This is a genomic window from Streptomyces sp. NPDC056452, from assembly GCF_042796085.1.
Classification (GTDB): domain Bacteria; phylum Actinomycetota; class Actinomycetes; order Streptomycetales; family Streptomycetaceae; genus Streptomyces.
Genome location: NZ_JBHTRI010000012.1, coordinates 70,918 through 87,051 on the forward strand (window position 1 = coordinate 70,918; position 16,134 = coordinate 87,051).

Below are 16,134 nucleotides of genomic sequence, written 5' to 3' on the forward strand. Positions count from 1 at the left end.
CTTGAACGAGATAGCGTCCCGATTGCTGACAGGAGTCGAATGTGACGTGGGTCACGTCATCGAGCACGCCTCAGAGCTGCATGTATCGCTCGCGGGGAGCGGCCTTCGCAGCGGCCTCATCGATGGCGTCAGGTGTCCGACGGCGACTTGAGTGCCACGTGCTCGGCCTGCTCCAGCCAGGTGGTGAACCAGCGGGCGAAGGTCACCGGTTTCCTGTCGTCGTCCAGGAGCGGCATGAGGTCGATGTCGTCCGCTCGGCGGTCGGACCAGATCGTCCCCCGGTGGCGGCCGCTGATGATCAGCCACTCCCGCTGGGCGCAGCCCAGGTGGGAGATCGGGACTGCCCCTACGGTTCGCTCGGGCGCGAACATGAGGGCGGCCCACTGTTCGTCCCACGCTTCGAAGGCGTCGTCGAAGTCCTCGATCTCATCGAACTCCTCTTCCTCGGGGCGCCGGGCGAGGAGTTCCTCAAGGGCCTTCGGGTCCGGACCCTGGTCGGGGAACGGCTCGGCGATCGTGGACAGGTCGGCCAGATCGGCGCCGTCGCCTTCCCAGAGCCACCGGCCCTGTACGCGCCGTACCGGGAAGAGGCCGTAAGCGGGGCCGGCGCCGCCCGCGGCGACCTGGAGGAGGAAGGTCCGGTACTCCTCGGGCAGCCTTGCGCCTATCTGCTCCTCGAGCTCGGCGAGACCGTTCCCGGTGAGCGGCTCCTCCAGGACCCACCCGTGTCCGAGCGACCCGAACACTGCACTGCTCGCCGGCTGAGCGCCCAACGCGCCGACGCGGTCGCGGATCCCCGCCCACTGATCAACCATGCCTAGACCGTACGTGCCGCCACTGACAACCATCCGACTCTTGCTTCATCTATCGATACTCGATAGATTACCATCGTCATTCGATGGAAGGATGGGTCATGGGAAAGCTTGCAGTGCGTGCGCTGCGCGCCGTGCTTGCGGTGGTGCTCGCCGGCACGGTGTTCGTACAGGCATCGATGGTGTGGGTGTTGGTCAGTGGGAACGACCCGGAGGACGGGTCGCTCCCACTTACCCCGCTGCGCCTGATCGCCATCCTCGGCATGGTGTCGGCCCAGGTCGCCCTGGTCTGCGTATGGCGGCTGGTGACGATGGTGCGACGCGGGACGGTGTTCTCCCACACCGCCTTCCGGTACGTGGACGGCGTGATCGGCGCGATCGTGGCGGCTGCCCTTCTGTGGTTCGCGGTCACGGCCATCAATGCGCCGGGCCAGCGGGAGGACCCGGGCGTCACCCTCATCATGGGCGGGGTGGGCGTGGCCATCCTGGGCGTCGCGCTCATCGTGCTCGTGCTGAGGATGCTGCTCGCCCAGGCGGTGGCGCGCGACGTCGAAGCGGCGCAGATGCAGGCCGAGTTGAACGAGGTGATCTGATGCCGATCGCCGTCGACATCGACGTGATGCTGGCCAGGCGCAAGATGTCCGTGGGCGAGCTCGCGGACCGCGTGGGGATCACTCCCGCCAACCTGGCGGTGCTGAAGAACGGCCGCGCCAAGGCGGTGCGCTTCGCGACGCTCGCGGCGCTCTGCGAGGTGCTCCGGTGTCAGCCGGGCGACCTGCTGCGCTGGGAAGCCGAGGAGGCCGAGGAGGTCGCAGTCGGATGACGTGCCTCAGGGTGGGCGTGAACCGCATCGTCGTCGGCCTCGAGTGCAACGAGCGTGACGCCGGCCGACCGCTCACCCTGTAGGCGGCATCCTCACAAGATCGCGCAGAACCGTTTCGTCTGTTGAGCTAGGCAGGGATGAGGACGGTTACCCATTCCGCTTCACGTGGCCGGTACCCGTAACGGTCCCTGAGCCCCGAAACGATCGCCGGGACGTGGCCGGCTCCGTAGACGACGGCCACCCGGATCGGCTCGTCGCTGCGCTCCGTGCAGATCTCGCCGAGCGCGTCGAGCAACCGCTGGTCGCGCCGATCCGTGATCGCGTGCGTCACAGGGTCGTCGGCCATTAGCTCCGCACGTAGCGTCGACGGCAGATCCTCGACCACCAGGTCTTCGTCGAGGAAGGCGCGCGGACCGCGCAGCGCGAACACCAGGCCCATCACGGGAGCCGCGACCATGAGCAGCATGTACATCCCCCGCGGCAGTGTCTTCAGGTCCGCGATCGCCTCCGTCGCGGTCACATCCGGGTTGATGACCTGCGCGCCCTCGGGAAGCAGCAGTTCCGCGCGCTGCTCCTGCAGTCCGTTGCGCCGCCGGCGTGGGGCGAACCGGTAGGCAAGCGTAAGCGCGCTCACTCCGACCGAACGCCCCCGGATTCCCTCCATGACTATGAGGTCGCATTCCCTGAGCCTGAGCCGGACCTGGGAGTAGAACGTCGGCGAAGCCACATGCAGCATCGGGAAGATCACGAATTCAAGTGGTGTCCCTTTCCGCCGCATGGTGATCACAGCAGATCGGACGGCGTACCCGGTCACCTCGATGATCTGCATGATTCCCCCGCGAGCCCGGCCCGGTTGCTCTTCCACCCGTACCAGGACACGAGCCCGCCCAGGGGCGTGGTTCCCTGTCGGTACAAGTTGCCGCCGGACTGCGGAGGCACCCCCACGACACCGCCGATCGAACGCTGCGTCGATCGCCTCAACCGCCCCACCGGCTACCAGAAGACCGCCACGGTCCGCAGGGGTTGGGCACGCGTGGCGGGAACTGATCCCTGCGCAAAGAGCCTGCTCCCGGGGCCTGTTGTGCGCAGAGGTCTTGCCCGTACCCTCCCACCAGTCGCCGGCGTGGGCAGGTCCGTGCCGCAGGGGAGGCTTTCGTTCTCCAGGTGTACGCCGTGGTGTCACGAACCCACCCCCACCCGGTACCCCGGGACCGCTGTCCTTGGGGCGCCCCTGATACCCCCCCATCACCCCAGAGGTCGTCACCCATGACAGAGCTTGACCGTCGCAGGTTCCTGCAGATCGCCGGAGGAACCGCCGCCTTCGCCATGCTGAACGAGAGCATCGCGCGGGCCGCCGCCATTCCGGCGCAGGGCAGCACAGGAACGATCCAGGACATCGAGCACGTCGTCGTCCTGATGCAGGAGAACCGTTCCTTCGACCACTACTTCGGGGCCATGAAGGGGGTACGAGGCTTCGGGGACCCCCGGCCGGTGCTCCAGGACAACGGCAAGTCCGTCTTCCACCAGTCCAACGGGACGAAGGACATCCTCCCCTTCAACCCGCAGGTGGCGGACCTCGGGATGCAGTTCCTGGAGGGGCTGGACCATGACTGGGCCGGCGGCCACCAGGCCTACAACAACGGCAAGTACGACAAGTGGGTACCGGCGAAGACGGCCACGACCATGTCGCACATGACACGGAACGACATCCCGTTCCACTACGCCCTCGCCGACGCCTTCACCGTGTGCGACGCCTACCACTGCTCCTTCATCGGAGCCACCGACCCCAACCGCTACTACCTCTGGTCGGGCCACACCGGCAACGACGGCACCGGCGGCGGCCCGGTCCTCGGCAATCAGGAGGCCGGCTACGGCTGGAAGACCTACCCCGAGCGGCTGGAGTCGGCCGGGGTCTCCTGGAAGGTCTACCAGGACATCGGCGACGGCCTGAACGCCGCCGGGTCCTGGGGTTGGATCAACGACGCCTTCCGCGGCAACTACGGCGACAACTCGCTTCTGTACTTCAACAACTACCGCAATGCGCAGCCGGGCAGCGCCCTGTACGAGAAGGCCCGCACCGGCACGAACGCCAAGGCGGGCGACGGCTACTTCGACCGGCTGCGCGCGGACGTGGTCGACGGGACCCTCCCGAAGGTCTCCTGGATCGCCGCCCCCGAGGCTTTCAGCGAGCACTCGAACTGGCCGACCAACTTCGGTGCCTGGTACATCTCGCAGGTCCTGGACGCGCTGACGGCCAACCCCGAAGTCTGGGCGAAGACCGCCCTGTTCATCACCTACGACGAGAACGACGGCTTCTTCGACCACGTGGTCCCGCCGTACCCGCCGACCTCCTCCGCCTGGGGCCTGTCCACGGCAGACGTGTCGAAGGACCTGTACAAGGGCAGCGGGAGTTACGCGGCGGGCCCCTACGGGCTCGGTCCGCGCGTGCCGATGATCGTCGTCTCGCCGTGGAGCAAGGGCGGCTACGTCTGCTCCGAGACCTTCGACCACACTTCGGTGATCCGCTTCATGGAGAAGCGCTTCGGGGTGCAGGAGCCCAACATCTCGCCGTGGCGCCGCGCCGTGTGCGGGGACCTGACGTCGGCCTTCGACTTCGCCCGTGCGGACGCGGCCCCCGCCGCGCTGCCCTCCACGGCCGGGTACGTGCCGCCGGACAAGGACCGCCACCCTTCCTACCACCCGACCCCGCCGGCCACGGGCACCCTCCCCAAGCAGGAGGCGGGCTCCAAGCCGACCCGTGCCCTCGGCTACAGCCCGTACGTGGATGGCCGGGCCACCGTCTCCACCGGCAAGTTCACCCTGACCTTCGCCGGCGGCCCCACCCTGGGCGCCCACTTCCACAGCACTTCGGGCAACCGTACGGACGGCCCCTGGCCCTACACCGTGGAGGCGGGCAAGACCCTCTCGGACACCTGGAGCACAAGCAGTTCCACCGGCAACCAGATCAATCTCACGGTCTGGGGCCCGAACGGCTTCGTGCGCACCTGGAAGGGCCCGGCGAAGAAGGCCGGCCCGGAGGTCACCGCACGTCACGTGGCGGCCAGTGGCAACCTGACGCTCAGCATGACCAACTCCGCTTCGGCCGCGGTCAACCTGACGGTGACCAACGCGTACGGTGGCGCGGCTCAGACCTTCAAGGTCAACCCCGGTGCGACCGTCTCCCACACGGTCGACCTGCGTGCCACCGCGCGCTGGTACGACGTCAAGGTCGTCTCCGACGCCGACGCCACCTTCCTGCGCCGCTTCGCCGGTCACGTGGAGACCGGCGCTCCGGGCGTCTCCGACCCGGCGATCAGGACGGTCTGAGCGGGCCTTCGGCTTGCCCAGCCGCCGCCGTTCCAGGGGCGGAGGGGAGCGGCCGTGGTGTGTGACGTTGTTCCGTAGCGCCTAGCCAGAGGCGTTCCGGTCCAGCAGCTGCGGATACACAAGTGAATTCCGCAGCTGCTGGAAGCCGTGAGGCGGCCGATGGTGCACAGCAGGCGCCTGCCGGGGCACGGGCGAAATCGCCCGCGCCCCGCAGGAGAGGGGGAGCCGGCCTTCGAAGGGGGCAGGTCGCGTGGCCGAATGGTCCGGAGCCGGGCGCCGCATCAGCGTTCGCCGAAGGACCCGTGCCGTCCCGCACCGGCCGCGAACCGCGCCGCGCCGTCCATGCTGTCGCCCAGCACGCGTGTCCCGTGGCGGAGTTCGACCTGCAGGGCGGCTTGCTCGTCGAGGCCCTCCTGGTCGAGGACGGAGCTCCGGTCGGCCCGGAGGCAGGCCTGCGGGAAGCCGGCGATCGAGGCGGCCAGGGCCTCGGCCTCCGCACGTGCCCGGCCCACCGGGACGACACGGTTCGCGAGTCCCATCCCGTACGCCTCGGGGGCCGCGACCGGCCGGCCGGTCAGGATCATGTCCATCGCCCGACTGGTGCCGATGAGGCGGGGGAGACGTACGGTGCCGCCGTCGATGAGCGGTACGCCCCAGCGACGGCAGAAGACGCCGAAGACCGCGTCCTCCTCGACGACCCGCAGATCGCACCAGAGTGCCAGCTCCAGACCGCCGGCGACGGCATGGCCTGCCACCGCCGCGATCACCGGCTTGGACAGTCGCATCCGCGTCGGACCCATCGGCCCGTCGCCGTCCTCGGTGACGTGGTTGCCGCGTTCCGTGGCGAGCGCCTTGAGGTCCGCGCCCGCGCAGAACGTGCCGCCCTCGCCCCACAGGACCGCCACCCGGGCAGTCTCGTCCGCTTCGAACGCCCGGAACGCGTCGGCGAGTTCGGTCGCCGTCGGACCATCAACCGCGTTGCGGACCTCAGGTCGGGAGAGGACGACGGTGGTGACGTGTTCCTGGCGTTCGATCCGGACCGGCATCGTGAGGACCCCTTCGTAAGGCGAAGCCAGCAGGTTACTCCCGGGTCACCTTGAGAGGGCAGATCCCTTGCTCCCCTCCCGAGCTCGGTGCCCGTCCTGGCGCCCACCACCCCGGCCGGCCGTCCCGCCGAACGCCTCACCCCGTCACCCGCCTGGATCTACCATTCGGTCAGGACAGCGACGTCTGCCCACACCTCGGGGAGCCACTGATGACCACACCGGCCACCGACCACACACCGGACTATCCGCCGCGGACCCCACCCCCGCCGAAGCGGCCGGCCTCCCCGCCGCGCCCGGACACTGCGGGTCCCCCTGACGACCTGGCGGAGGGGCGAATGCCGGCGCGGTCCGGGCGGCGCGGGGTGGGGATGGTGAACCGACGGGGTGCGAACTGGGTGCTGGAGTCGGCACCGTGGGCTGCGGGGAAAGCCCGGGTCGCGGTCGTCGGCCAGCTGCGGAAGTGGGGCTACCACCCGGCCGCGGGCACGGTGACGGCCGTGGAGGCGGTCGTGACACTCCTCGTCGACGCGGCTACCACCGACCCCGGAACCCGTATCACCGTCCATCTGTCCGACCAGGACGGGCAGGCGTGCATTCTCACTCTCTCCCACAGCGCCACCCTGACCTCAGGTCACGAGGACGGTGGGGACGACGTTCTGCACCGGATCACCGCCCACCCCGCGGTCACCGGATGCGGGACGGACACCGGGCCCGACGGACGCCGCACCTGGGCCGTCGTCGGGCTCCGGCCTGGGTAGCTCGCGGTGTTCCCGGGTCCACTGGTGGACTCGTGGCTTCAAGGTGCCGATCTCGGCGGGGTGGCCAGGCCCGGCACACCGAAGTGGCGTGACCGCGTCGGCGTGCCGGAAAACCCCTGGAACACCCGAAACCTTGGGTCGATACTCGCTCCTCATGAGGCGTGATGACCCCGGTCAAGACATTTCTGCCAACCCGGCCCTGCGGCGAGTACTGGGACGGCTCGGCGGCCCGGAACTGCTGGACCTGTTGAGCGACAGTGTGTCCGGCGGTGATCTGACCACGTTGCTGCTCGAAGTGTTCCGGCGCCGAGCGGAACGGCTGTCGCCTGCGGAAGTGATGCGGCGCTACCGCAGCGATCGGTTCGTCGCACCGGCACCGACCAGCTTCGCCGCACTTCGTCGTGCCGAAGACGCCTTGATATCCGCACTGCCCGACGCATTCGAAATGCTCGTGCTGGCGCCTGTCCTGCCTCTGGCAGCTCATTCGTCCGTGGCGACCGTCGATCCGCGCAAGGTGATCGCAACGGTTCGCGGCAGCGAGGTTGCCGCTGACCCGACGAACGCCTTGGCCCTCGAGGCATCCCTGCGACGTTCCCTGGCCCTGGCCGCCGATCCTCGTTCACATGGGCCGGTCCGGCTGGCGGCCAGTCAGAGAGTTTCCCGGGCGCAGCACTTCAGCGATCCCGGAATGCTCGCCCACTTCCAGATCTTCGGCCTGGTGACCGCCGGCCGGGACACGGGCAACCGGTCCTTCGAACACCAGCAGTTGGCCGAACACCTGCGGTTCGCGGTCGCGGCGTCGGCTGCCGCCGGGGCGCAGCACACACAGGTCCGGCTCACCTGTCTGGAGGACGCGAGCCGGCCGGTCATCGAACGGATACGTCGTGAGCTCGCCGCTCTTCCAGGAATCAGCGTGATCGAGGACCCCGAAAGGGCGACCGGACGCGGCTACTACACGGGCATGTGCTTCAAGATCTACGCCGGCGTCGAAGACCAGTACGTGGAGGTCGCCGACGGCGGATTCGTCGACTGGAGCCAACTCCTCACCGGAAACCGCAAGGAACGCCTCCTGATCAGCGGCTTCGGCGTCGATCGCCTCGCCGATATCCGCCGAACAGAAGGGGCCTCAGGGGGTGCCGACCCGATCGCGTGAACCCGGGACCCGTGTCCCGTCGGGATCTCGGGGCGCAAAGTATCTTGAAGCGCATCTGTTCCAGCCGGACCAGCCGGACCAGCCGGTCCCGGAGGGGCGTGCGCGGTGACCGCCGCCACCCCCGGACGGAACTCAGCGCCGCGCGTGGCGGATCTTCAACCGCCCGAAACCCATGGTCCCGGAGATCCGGATCCTCGGCCCGGTGAGGCGGGAGCGCCGCCGGGCCTTGTAGTGCGTGTCCTTCCACCCGGTGTGCAGACCCTCCACATCGACGATCGCGTCGCGAGGCACCGTGATCCTGGCCTTGCCGGTGCCGAGCTGCAACTCGATGTCCACGACCGAATGCTCGATGACCGCCCGGGACAGGTCCAGGGACACTCTTCCGAATGCCGACTCGACCTTGAGGATCCGAGGTACGCGCCATGCGCCGCTTCGCCGGATCCGTCCGCCGGCGGCGGCGATCGTGGACGTGGTGGCCGCCTCTTCCTCCGGGAGCGAGGCCAGGGGCGACACGAGCTCGCTGCGTGTCTTGGCGGTGAGCACCTGGTGGAGGCGTTCGTCCAGATCCTCGTGCGAGAGGTGCCCTTCGGTGTAGGCCTCCTGCAGGCGCCGCACGGCCGTGTCGCGGTCGTCTTCGCTGATCAGTGACGGCAGGTCTTCCGGCAGGGAGGTCACCGTCTCAGTCTAGTGCCGTGAGGGCCCGCTCTTCGGCTTTCTCACCCCGTAGCGGCATTGAGGAGGTCCAGAACGCTCTGCTGGCAGCCGTAGTCGGTGGTGGTGCTTCCCCCGGTCCAGTGCGGGCCGTACTGGTCGAGCGCGTTGCGGTTGCGGTCGTAGGCGCTGTTCGCCCAGCGGGTGAGGGCGGCGGCATACGGGCGGTCGGACAGTTGGCGGTTGAGGGTGCCGAGGCCGCGTACGTAGGCACCCTTGAAGCTCGGGCCGTCTCCCGTGCAGCTGTCGCTCTCGCCGGGTTCGCGCAGGACGCCGTCCGTCTGGAGCCGGACCGAGGAGGCGTCGGCCAGACCGCGTGCGGTCGTCAGGAGGCCGGAGTCGCCGGTGGCTTTGTGGAACTCCGTCAACGCGCCCAGGATGACGCCCTGGTTGTACGTCCAGGTGGGCTGACCGTTGTTGGCGCAGGAGTCGTTGAGACCGTCGTTGATCATGCGGTCACCGTTGATCATGCCGCTCTGCTGGAACCAGCTCCATTCGTTCCTCGCCCGCTCCAGGTAGAGGGTGTCGCCCGGAATGCGGTTGTGCAGGGCGGAAGTGAGCTGGAGGAAGAGCTCGTTGGTGATGGCGTTCTTGTAGTTGCCGTTCGTGCTCCACCTGACCCCACCACCACAGGTGCTGTTCCAGTTGGCGTACATGTGGTCCGCGTCGGCCCGCGCGGTGTCGAGGTATCGGCGGTCGCCGGTCAGGTCGTATGCGGCGATCCAGGCCAGACCCCACCACCCGGTGTCATCGAGGTACTCGTTCCTGAACTGCCCTCCCTGCGCGTTCAGGTTCTTCTCGTAGGTATCGGCGATTGCGTACGTGTAGCTGCCCATGCCGCTGATCCGGATGTTGTCGATGATGGCGGTCAGCGCATTGGCGCCGGTCCACCAGCCGTTGCCGCCGAAGAGTTTGGTGCCCCGGTCGAACGACATCATCAGGGCAGTGGCTGCCGCGGTACTTCTGCTGCCCGCGTTCCAGGTGGTGCGTGCCCAGGGCGTGCACGCGATGGCGCCTCCGGCCGGCTGCCCGCAGGCGCGAAGGGCGCCGACGCCCTGGGTGTTCCAGTCGTCGACGTTGTACATCTGGGTGCGCCAGCCTCGTCCTCCGGCGGGCACTGCGGTATCGCCGAGACGGCTGCCCGACGCCCAGGTCCGGCCGCCGTCCATGGATCGGTCCAACCAGACACGGTCGTTCGGTCCGCCGTTGTCTATGGACGCCCATCCCATCGCGTCGGCGTCGTCGAAGTGCAGCGCGATCGACCGCGAGGAGACCGTGGCAGTCACGGGGATACGGTCCTGAGGACTCAGCCCCGGATCACGTGCGTCGCAGTACTTGTTGCATACGGCTGCTGTCGGTGCCGCGGCGGCGGTGGACGACAGCCCGCCGACCAACAGCGTCGACAACGTTGCCAGAGTGGCGAGGAGAGCGATGGATGCCGTTCTCGGTGGCTTCATGGAGAGGCTCCTGAAACGTCTGGTCGCAGTGGGGGGTGCGCCGTTCAGCATGAGAGCGCTCTCCGAAGCTAGCCAAGCGTCATGGTTGCGTCAATGGATCGGGCGCCGCGGGAGAAGGCGTTGAACGGCCTGTCCGTGAGGGCGAGTTCACATCCGCGCGGAGCTGATCGAGCAGGTGGGCGACGGCGTGTAGCGAGGCAGGAAGCCTCGTGCTGCCGCGATGGTTCGTCGATGTTGTGTGCACAGTTTCGCGCCAACGCCCGGGAGCTGTAGGGCATCAAGGTCCGTACTCTCAGTGGGTGCGGCGCCCTGTGACCGGGCGCCGCAAAAGCCATCTTCCGTGGTGGATTGGTATCTCCTGGGCCGTTCCCCTCGCTGTGGTCGGTAGCATCAGTGTTGATAGGCGTTTGAGACACAGCGAAAGCCGAGGACTGCATGTCCGAAAACACTCCTACGTCCACCATCAGCGCGGACTACACGCAGCGGATCACAGAGGACCTTGCGGCAAACCGGAAAGAGCAGGACCGGGCGCGTGCCGAGTTGACCCGTCTGCAGGACGAGCTCATCCAGCTGGAGGAGGGCGAGCAGGTCCTGGTCAAGATGCAGGATGTGCTGAGCGGTTCGGGAAAGCCGGAGGCGCAGGCGCCCAAGGGCAAGGACCGCAAGGAAGCGTCCGTTCCCGCAGCCCGCCGCCCCAAGAGCAAGCCGGCGTCGCAGAAAAAGGGACGCGAGTCGAAGTCGCAGGCAGTCCAGGAGGTTCCCGCCAACGAGGTCGCAGCGCCCAAGGGCTCCGGCGAGCCGACGTGGCGTGAGTTGGTCACCGGATATCTCGCCGGTCAGAGGGAACCGAGGTCTGCCGCCGAGGTGGCTGCCGCCCTGACCGAGTCGCACCCCCAGCGCAAGCCCCAGGTCGCGGTGGTGCGCAACACGCTCGAGCAGGGGGTCGCCAATGGGCTGCTGGAGCGCTTCAAGCAGGGTCGCTCCGTCTATTACAGCCCCGTCTCCGCGTCCGCTTCCGTCTCGAGTCATGACGGGGCCGCGGAGTCGACACCGTAGGTCCCGCCTCAAGGGCCGGTGGAACAGTTGTCCCGGCCTGAGCATCCGCACCGCGCTGTCGACCGTGTTGAGGCTGACGTTGCGGTGGTTGGCGCCCTGGAACGTGGAGGAACGGCGGCGGGGCGCTTCGGCGTCACGCTCCCGCCGCCGTCACCGGCCCGGAATCGCGGCCGGTTCCGTCGGCGCCGCCTCCCGCGGTGCCGACGGAGTCGAGGGGTTGCTCAGGGCAGAACCCACTTCTGGTTGGCGCCGGTGTGGCACGACCAGAGATGGACCTTGGTGCCGTCCGCCGAGGAAGCGCCGGACGCGTCCAGGCACTTGCCCGACTGAGGGTTCCTCAGCGTGCCGGTGGCCTGAGGCACCCACTTCTGGGCGCCGGTGCCGTTGCAGGTGTAGAGCTGGATCTTCGTGCCGTCGGCCGATCCGCCACCACTGATGTCCATGCACTTGCCCAGCGCCCGCAGTGTGTCGTCCGCACCGACCGTCCACTTCTGGGCTGCCGAACGGTTGCAGGTCCACAACTGGATCTGCGTTCCGTCGGCACTCGCGCCGCTCGCGACGTCGAGACACTTGGCACCGATGCCGGTGACGGCACCCTCGCGGGGGCCGGTCGGGGCTCCGAGTTCCTTGATGCGGACGTTGCGGAAGGAGATGTCGTCGCCGGTGCCGTGGTTCTGCAGGCCGATGTGGCCCTGCTGGAGGCTGCGGGCGGGATCGGTCTGGGTGAAGTCATTGATCCTGCGGCCGTTGAGGAAGACCTGGAGGCGTTCGCCCTCGACCCGGATCTCGTAGGTGTTCCACTCTCCCGGCGGGTTGAGCGCCGCGTCGCGGGCGGGCAGGTCAGCCGATTTGAAGCCGTAGACGGATCCCGTGGTGCGGTCCGAGGAATCCGTCGCGTCGATCTGGATCTCGTAGCCGTTGTCGACGGCCGACCACGGGTCGTCGGAGGCCGGGAAGCCCACGAAGACGCCGGAGTTGTCGTCACCGGCCTGCCGCCAGTCGAGCTTCAGTGAGTACGCCTTGTACTCCTTGGCCTCGTACCAGAGCAGACCGAGGCCGCCTTGGGAGGTGAGAGTGGCGTCGGACTCGCTGAAGGACCCAGGTCCGGCCTGCTTCCATCCCGGGCTGCCGGAGGGGCCGTAGAGGGACGTGTAGCCCGTCTCCGGTCGGCAGTCGGCCTCCGTCAGGCGCGCGGCCCAGCGGATGCCGCCGAGGAGATGGCGGCGGAAGGCGGGATCGGTGTAGGAGTCCTCGGTGTGGCCGCCGCCTGTGTAGAAGGCACGCCCGCCCTCGTAGTCCTTGCACCAGGCGATCGGGTGGTCACCTCCCATCGCGCCGCCGCTGTACGTGGACTCGTCGAGCGATGCCAGGACGTGTGCGGTCGTTCGCGGGTTGGTGCGGTAGTCGTACCACTCGTCGGTCCGCTGCCAGGTCCGGCCGAGGTGGGAGGTGGCGTCGTGAGCGCGGTCCTCCACGGTCACCGTGGCCGGCTGGATCTGCGGGTGGGACCGGAACAGAGCGCCGGCAAGACCGCCGTACCAGGTCCAGTCGTACTCGGTGTCGGCCGCCGCGTGGATGCCGACGTAGCCGCCACCGGCGTTGATGTACCCCTCGAACGCGGTCTGCTGGGAGGCGTTGAGGACGTCGCCGGTGGTGGAGAGGAAGACCACAGCCTCGTAGCCGGCCAGGCCGGCGGAGTTGAAAGCAGCCGCGTCCTCGGTCGCGGTGACGGTGAAGTTGTTGGCTGCGCCCAGCTCACGTAAGGCAGTGATGCCTTCGTCGATGGAGGAGTGGCGGAAGCCGGCGGTCCTGGAGAAGACCAGCACGTCGTACGCCGGGTCGGCCGCCGCGGGGGAGAGGACGTGGGCCGGCGCTCCGGGCTCGGGTTCGGCTGCGGTGGAGACCGCCGTGGGCAGGGCGGCAGCGCCCAGGAGAGCGCTCGCGGCCCAGATGGCGAGGCGCGTGTGTCGTCGGCTCATGGCAGGATCCACTTCTGGTTGGCACCGGAACCGCAGGTCCACAGGTGGAGCTTGGTACGGTCGGCGGAGGCCCCTCCGGCCGCGTCCATGCACTTGCCCGACACCGGGTTCTTCAGGGTGCCGTCCGACTGCGGCGCCCACTTCTGGGCCCCGGTGTTGTTGCAGCCGTACAGCTGGATCTTCGTCCCGTCGGCAGTGCCGCCCCCGCTGATGTCCAGGCATTTGCCGAGCGCGCGCAGAGTCCCGTCCGTGCCGACCGTCCACTGCTGGGCGGCCGTTCCGTTGCAGCCGTACAACTGGATCTGCGTGCCGTCCGCACTGGCTCCGGCCGCCACATCGACGCACTTGCCGTCGATGCCCGTGATCTGGCCTGTCCGTGCCTGCGTGCCGTCGGTCGTGAAGGTGAAGTCGTCGACATCGAAGAGGGATCCGCTGCCCCCCTTGAAGACGAGGTGGAGGGTGGTGGTGCCGGCAGGACGGTTGGTGAGGTTCGCGGACACGTCCTGGAAGGATTCCCAGCCCCCGGTGGCGGGGACGGCCGCCGACCCGAGCAAGGTGCCTGTGGGGGAGCCCGCGCGTATCTCCAAGGTGCCTCCCGCGGCACCGGAGGCGATGCGGGCGGTCAGCTTGGTGGCGTTGGTGAGGAGGTACGGCTTGAACGAGATCCAGTCGCCGTTCTCGATGTAGCCGACCGCCTTGCCTCCGTGTGCCGCCGTCTTGTCGACGATCGTGACACCGGCGGAGTCCCCGAAGTGCTCGGCCTGGCGTTGGCTGCCCTGGCTGAGGTTCTGGTCGTGGGTGGTCAGGGCGGGCTGTCCGTTCGCTCCTCCGTCGGTGTACTCGGCGTCCCAGACGCCGAAGATGTTCGCGTTGGGGTCGTGCTCACCGTCGGCGATGGTTCTGAGGGTGCCGGAACAGCCCGTGGCGGATGTCTGCAGGTGGCCGTGGCTGTCGTGTCCGATGATGAAGTTGACCTTGACCCTGGAGCAGTCGATCGCGCTGTCCTCGGGGTCGGTGACGGTGACCTTGAAGGGGACTGCGGCGCCCATGTCGACGATGGTGCCGTCGGTGGGCAGTTCGAGGGTGACGCTGGGCGCCGTGTTGCCGACGGTGATGATCACTGAGGCGTTCGCGGTTTTGCCGGTGCCGTCGGAGACCGTGAGTTCCGCGGTGTAGCGGCCGTTGGTGGTGTAGGTGTGCGAGGGGTCGGCCGCGGTGGAGGTGCCCCCGTCACCGAATTTCCAGGCGTAGGTGAGGGGGTCGCCGTCGGGGTCGGTGGTGCCGGCGGACGAGAACTTCACGGTGAGGGGGGCCTTGCCGGAGGTGCGGTCGGCGGCCGCCTTGGCGAGCGGGGCCCGTTCCCCGGTGACGTACTCGATGCGGTAGACGGCGCTGTTGGCGTCGCCGTTGAAGTAACCGGTGCCGTAGTCGAGGACGTACAGCGCGCCGTCCGGGCCGAAGGCCGAATCCATGACCTGGGTGCCCTGCCAGGGGAAGGCGTTGATCGACTGCACGGTGCCGTCCGCGCCCTGCTCTATGCGCTTGATCCACTTGCGGCCGAACTCACCGGCGAAGAAGTCGCCGTCGAAGTGCTCGGGGAACTTGACCGTCGAGGTCGAGGCCGCGTCGTAGCGGTAGACGGGCCCGCCCATGGGTGACTCGGAACCACTGCCGAACTCGGGAACCGAGCCGCCGTCATAGGGGATCCAGGCGGGCTGGGCCGGAGGGAGGTCGGTCAGGCCTGTGTTGTTCGGCGAGGTGTTCCTGGGGGCCGAACAGGAGAAGGCGGCCCCGGACGTCGAGGTGGCGAAGTCGTAGTCGACGTAGGCGCTGTTCCTGCCGACGCAGTAGGGCCAGCCGTAGTTGCCCGCCTTGGTGATCCGGTTGAACTCGACCTGCCCGGCAGGTCCGCGGCCTGCGTTCGCGGTGCCGGCGTCCGGGCCGTAGTCACCGAGGTAGACGGTCCCGGTGGGCTTGTCCACCGACATCCGGAAGGGGTTGCGGAAGCCCATGGCGTAGATCTCGGGCCTCGTCCTCGCGGTTCCCGGAGCGAACAGGTTGCCCGACGGGATGGAGTAGCCGCCCGCCGCGTTCACCTTGATGCGCAGCACCTTGCCGCGCAGGTCGTTGGTGTTGCCCGCCGAACGCTGGGCGTCGTAGGCGGGGTTGCGGTTCGGCCGTTCGTCGAGGGGGGCGTACCCGTCGGAGGCGAAGGGGTTGCTGTCGTCGCCCGTGGAGAGGTACAGGTTGCCCTGGGCGTCGAAGTCGATGTCGCCGCCGACATGACAACACAGACCACGGCTGGCGGGGACGTCGAGGACCTTCGTCTCGGACGCGGTGTCCAGGGTGCCGTCGGTCCTGAGAACGAAACGTGAGAGCCGGTTGACGCCGTCGAACGGCGTGAAGTCGGCCGCTGAACCGTTCGCGGGGGCGTCCCCGGTGGGAGTCGAGAGCTTCGGGGCGTAGTAGAGGTAGACGAAGCGGTTGCCGGTGAAGCCCGGGTCGACGCCGATGCCCTGGAGGCCCTCTTCGTCGTGCGAGTAGACGTCGAGCCGGCCGGCGACCTTGGTGGTGCCGGCCGCATCGGTGAGCCGCAGGGTGCCGTCCCGTGAAGTGTGCAGGACGGACCTGTCGGGCAGGACGGCGAGCGTCATCGGCTCACCCGTCTCGGCCACCCCTTTGGCAAGGGTGACCTGCTGGAACTCGTCGGCCGCCGCAGGTGCTGCTTCGGCCGGTCTCTGCTGGGCGGTGAGGGTGCCCGCGGCGGCGAGCAAGGTGCAGGCCAACGCCGCGAGAGCTCGGGTGTGTCTCCTGTGCACGCGAATCCTCCGTGTGGTGACGGGGTCAAGGTGGAGCACAGGCGCGCGCCGTCGCGCCGGGAGGCCGGCTGCCCCCAGGGGGAGGGGAGGGCACTCGGTCCTTGTTGTCCGGTTCAGATCAGGAAGGTAATGGCTTTTTCTCCGGCCAGATACCCCTTTGACATACCGAGTCGCAACTTTCTCTTGTGGAGAG

General features: G+C 68.4%; 13 protein-coding genes. 6 read left to right on the top strand and 7 right to left on the bottom strand.

The window, feature by feature from the left end; genetic code table 11:
• Nucleotides 1-128: 128 nt before the first annotated feature.
• Nucleotides 129-815: an SMI1/KNR4 family protein gene (locus tag ACFQ6X_RS14420; protein ID WP_383181051.1), complete on the bottom strand. Its 687-nt coding sequence runs from the start codon at nucleotides 813-815 to the stop codon at nucleotides 129-131.
• Nucleotides 816-913: 98 nt separating this feature from the next.
• Here ACFQ6X_RS14420 and ACFQ6X_RS14425 point away from each other — a divergent pair, with 98 nt between their 5' ends.
• Nucleotides 914-1,405, top strand: coding sequence for a DUF2975 domain-containing protein (locus ACFQ6X_RS14425; protein WP_383181054.1), 492 nt, complete (start codon nucleotides 914-916; stop codon nucleotides 1,403-1,405).
• Nucleotides 1,405-1,635 carry a helix-turn-helix domain-containing protein gene (locus ACFQ6X_RS14430; RefSeq protein ID WP_383181057.1) on the top strand — a complete coding sequence of 77 codons (231 nt, stop codon included), beginning with the start codon at nucleotides 1,405-1,407 and terminating at the stop codon, nucleotides 1,633-1,635. Before ACFQ6X_RS14425 ends, ACFQ6X_RS14430 begins: the two co-directional genes overlap by 1 nt.
• A 127-nt stretch (nucleotides 1,636-1,762) precedes the next feature.
• Here ACFQ6X_RS14430 and ACFQ6X_RS14435 read toward each other — a convergent pair whose 3' ends face one another.
• Nucleotides 1,763-2,464, bottom strand: coding sequence for a hypothetical protein (locus ACFQ6X_RS14435; protein WP_383181060.1), 702 nt, complete (start codon nucleotides 2,462-2,464; stop codon nucleotides 1,763-1,765).
• A 437-nt stretch (nucleotides 2,465-2,901) separates the two neighbouring features.
• Between ACFQ6X_RS14435 and ACFQ6X_RS14440 the strand changes: the two genes are divergently transcribed.
• Nucleotides 2,902-4,962 carry a phosphocholine-specific phospholipase C gene (locus tag ACFQ6X_RS14440; protein WP_383181063.1) on the top strand — a complete coding sequence of 687 codons (2,061 nt, stop codon included), beginning with the start codon at nucleotides 2,902-2,904 and terminating at the stop codon, nucleotides 4,960-4,962.
• Nucleotides 4,963-5,243: 281 nt separating this feature from the next.
• Here ACFQ6X_RS14440 and ACFQ6X_RS14445 read toward each other — a convergent pair whose 3' ends face one another.
• The gene (locus ACFQ6X_RS14445; protein ID WP_383181066.1) at nucleotides 5,244-6,008 is read right to left on the bottom strand and encodes a crotonase/enoyl-CoA hydratase family protein; all 765 of its coding nucleotides are present in this window, start codon (nucleotides 6,006-6,008) and stop codon (nucleotides 5,244-5,246) included.
• Between the two features lie 371 nt (nucleotides 6,009-6,379).
• Here ACFQ6X_RS14445 and ACFQ6X_RS14450 point away from each other — a divergent pair, with 371 nt between their 5' ends.
• Nucleotides 6,380-6,766, top strand: a complete 387-nt coding sequence (locus ACFQ6X_RS14450; RefSeq protein WP_383181069.1) for a hypothetical protein — start codon at nucleotides 6,380-6,382, stop codon at nucleotides 6,764-6,766.
• 154 nt (nucleotides 6,767-6,920) lie between these two features.
• Entirely contained in the window at nucleotides 6,921-7,919 is a 999-nt protein-coding gene (locus ACFQ6X_RS14455) for a hypothetical protein (RefSeq protein ID WP_383181072.1), read from the top strand.
• Between the two features lie 132 nt (nucleotides 7,920-8,051).
• On the opposite strand, the gene ACFQ6X_RS14460 is transcribed toward ACFQ6X_RS14455, so the two are convergent.
• Both ACFQ6X_RS14460 and ACFQ6X_RS14465 read right to left on the bottom strand, forming a co-directional pair.
• Complete coding sequence (locus tag ACFQ6X_RS14460) at nucleotides 8,052-8,594, bottom strand: DUF1707 domain-containing protein (protein WP_383181074.1); 543 nt, start codon at nucleotides 8,592-8,594, stop codon at nucleotides 8,052-8,054.
• A gap of 41 nt (nucleotides 8,595-8,635) precedes the next feature.
• The gene (locus tag ACFQ6X_RS14465; RefSeq protein WP_383181077.1) at nucleotides 8,636-10,087 is read right to left on the bottom strand and encodes a glycoside hydrolase family 76 protein; all 1,452 of its coding nucleotides are present in this window, start codon (nucleotides 10,085-10,087) and stop codon (nucleotides 8,636-8,638) included.
• 435 nt (nucleotides 10,088-10,522) lie between these two features.
• On the opposite strand from ACFQ6X_RS14465, the gene ACFQ6X_RS14470 reads away from it, so the two are divergent.
• Nucleotides 10,523-11,143, top strand: a complete 621-nt coding sequence (locus ACFQ6X_RS14470) for a hypothetical protein (protein WP_383181080.1) — start codon at nucleotides 10,523-10,525, stop codon at nucleotides 11,141-11,143.
• Between the two features lie 221 nt (nucleotides 11,144-11,364).
• On the opposite strand, the gene ACFQ6X_RS14475 is transcribed toward ACFQ6X_RS14470, so the two are convergent.
• A complete protein-coding gene (locus ACFQ6X_RS14475; protein WP_383181083.1) occupies nucleotides 11,365-13,122 on the bottom strand; it encodes a ThuA domain-containing protein in 1,758 nt (585 codons plus the stop codon).
• A complete protein-coding gene (locus ACFQ6X_RS14480) occupies nucleotides 13,119-15,941 on the bottom strand; it encodes a carbohydrate-binding protein (RefSeq protein ID WP_383181086.1) in 2,823 nt (940 codons plus the stop codon). Before ACFQ6X_RS14480 ends, ACFQ6X_RS14475 begins: the two co-directional genes overlap by 4 nt.
• Between the last annotated feature and the right edge of the window lie 193 nt (nucleotides 15,942-16,134).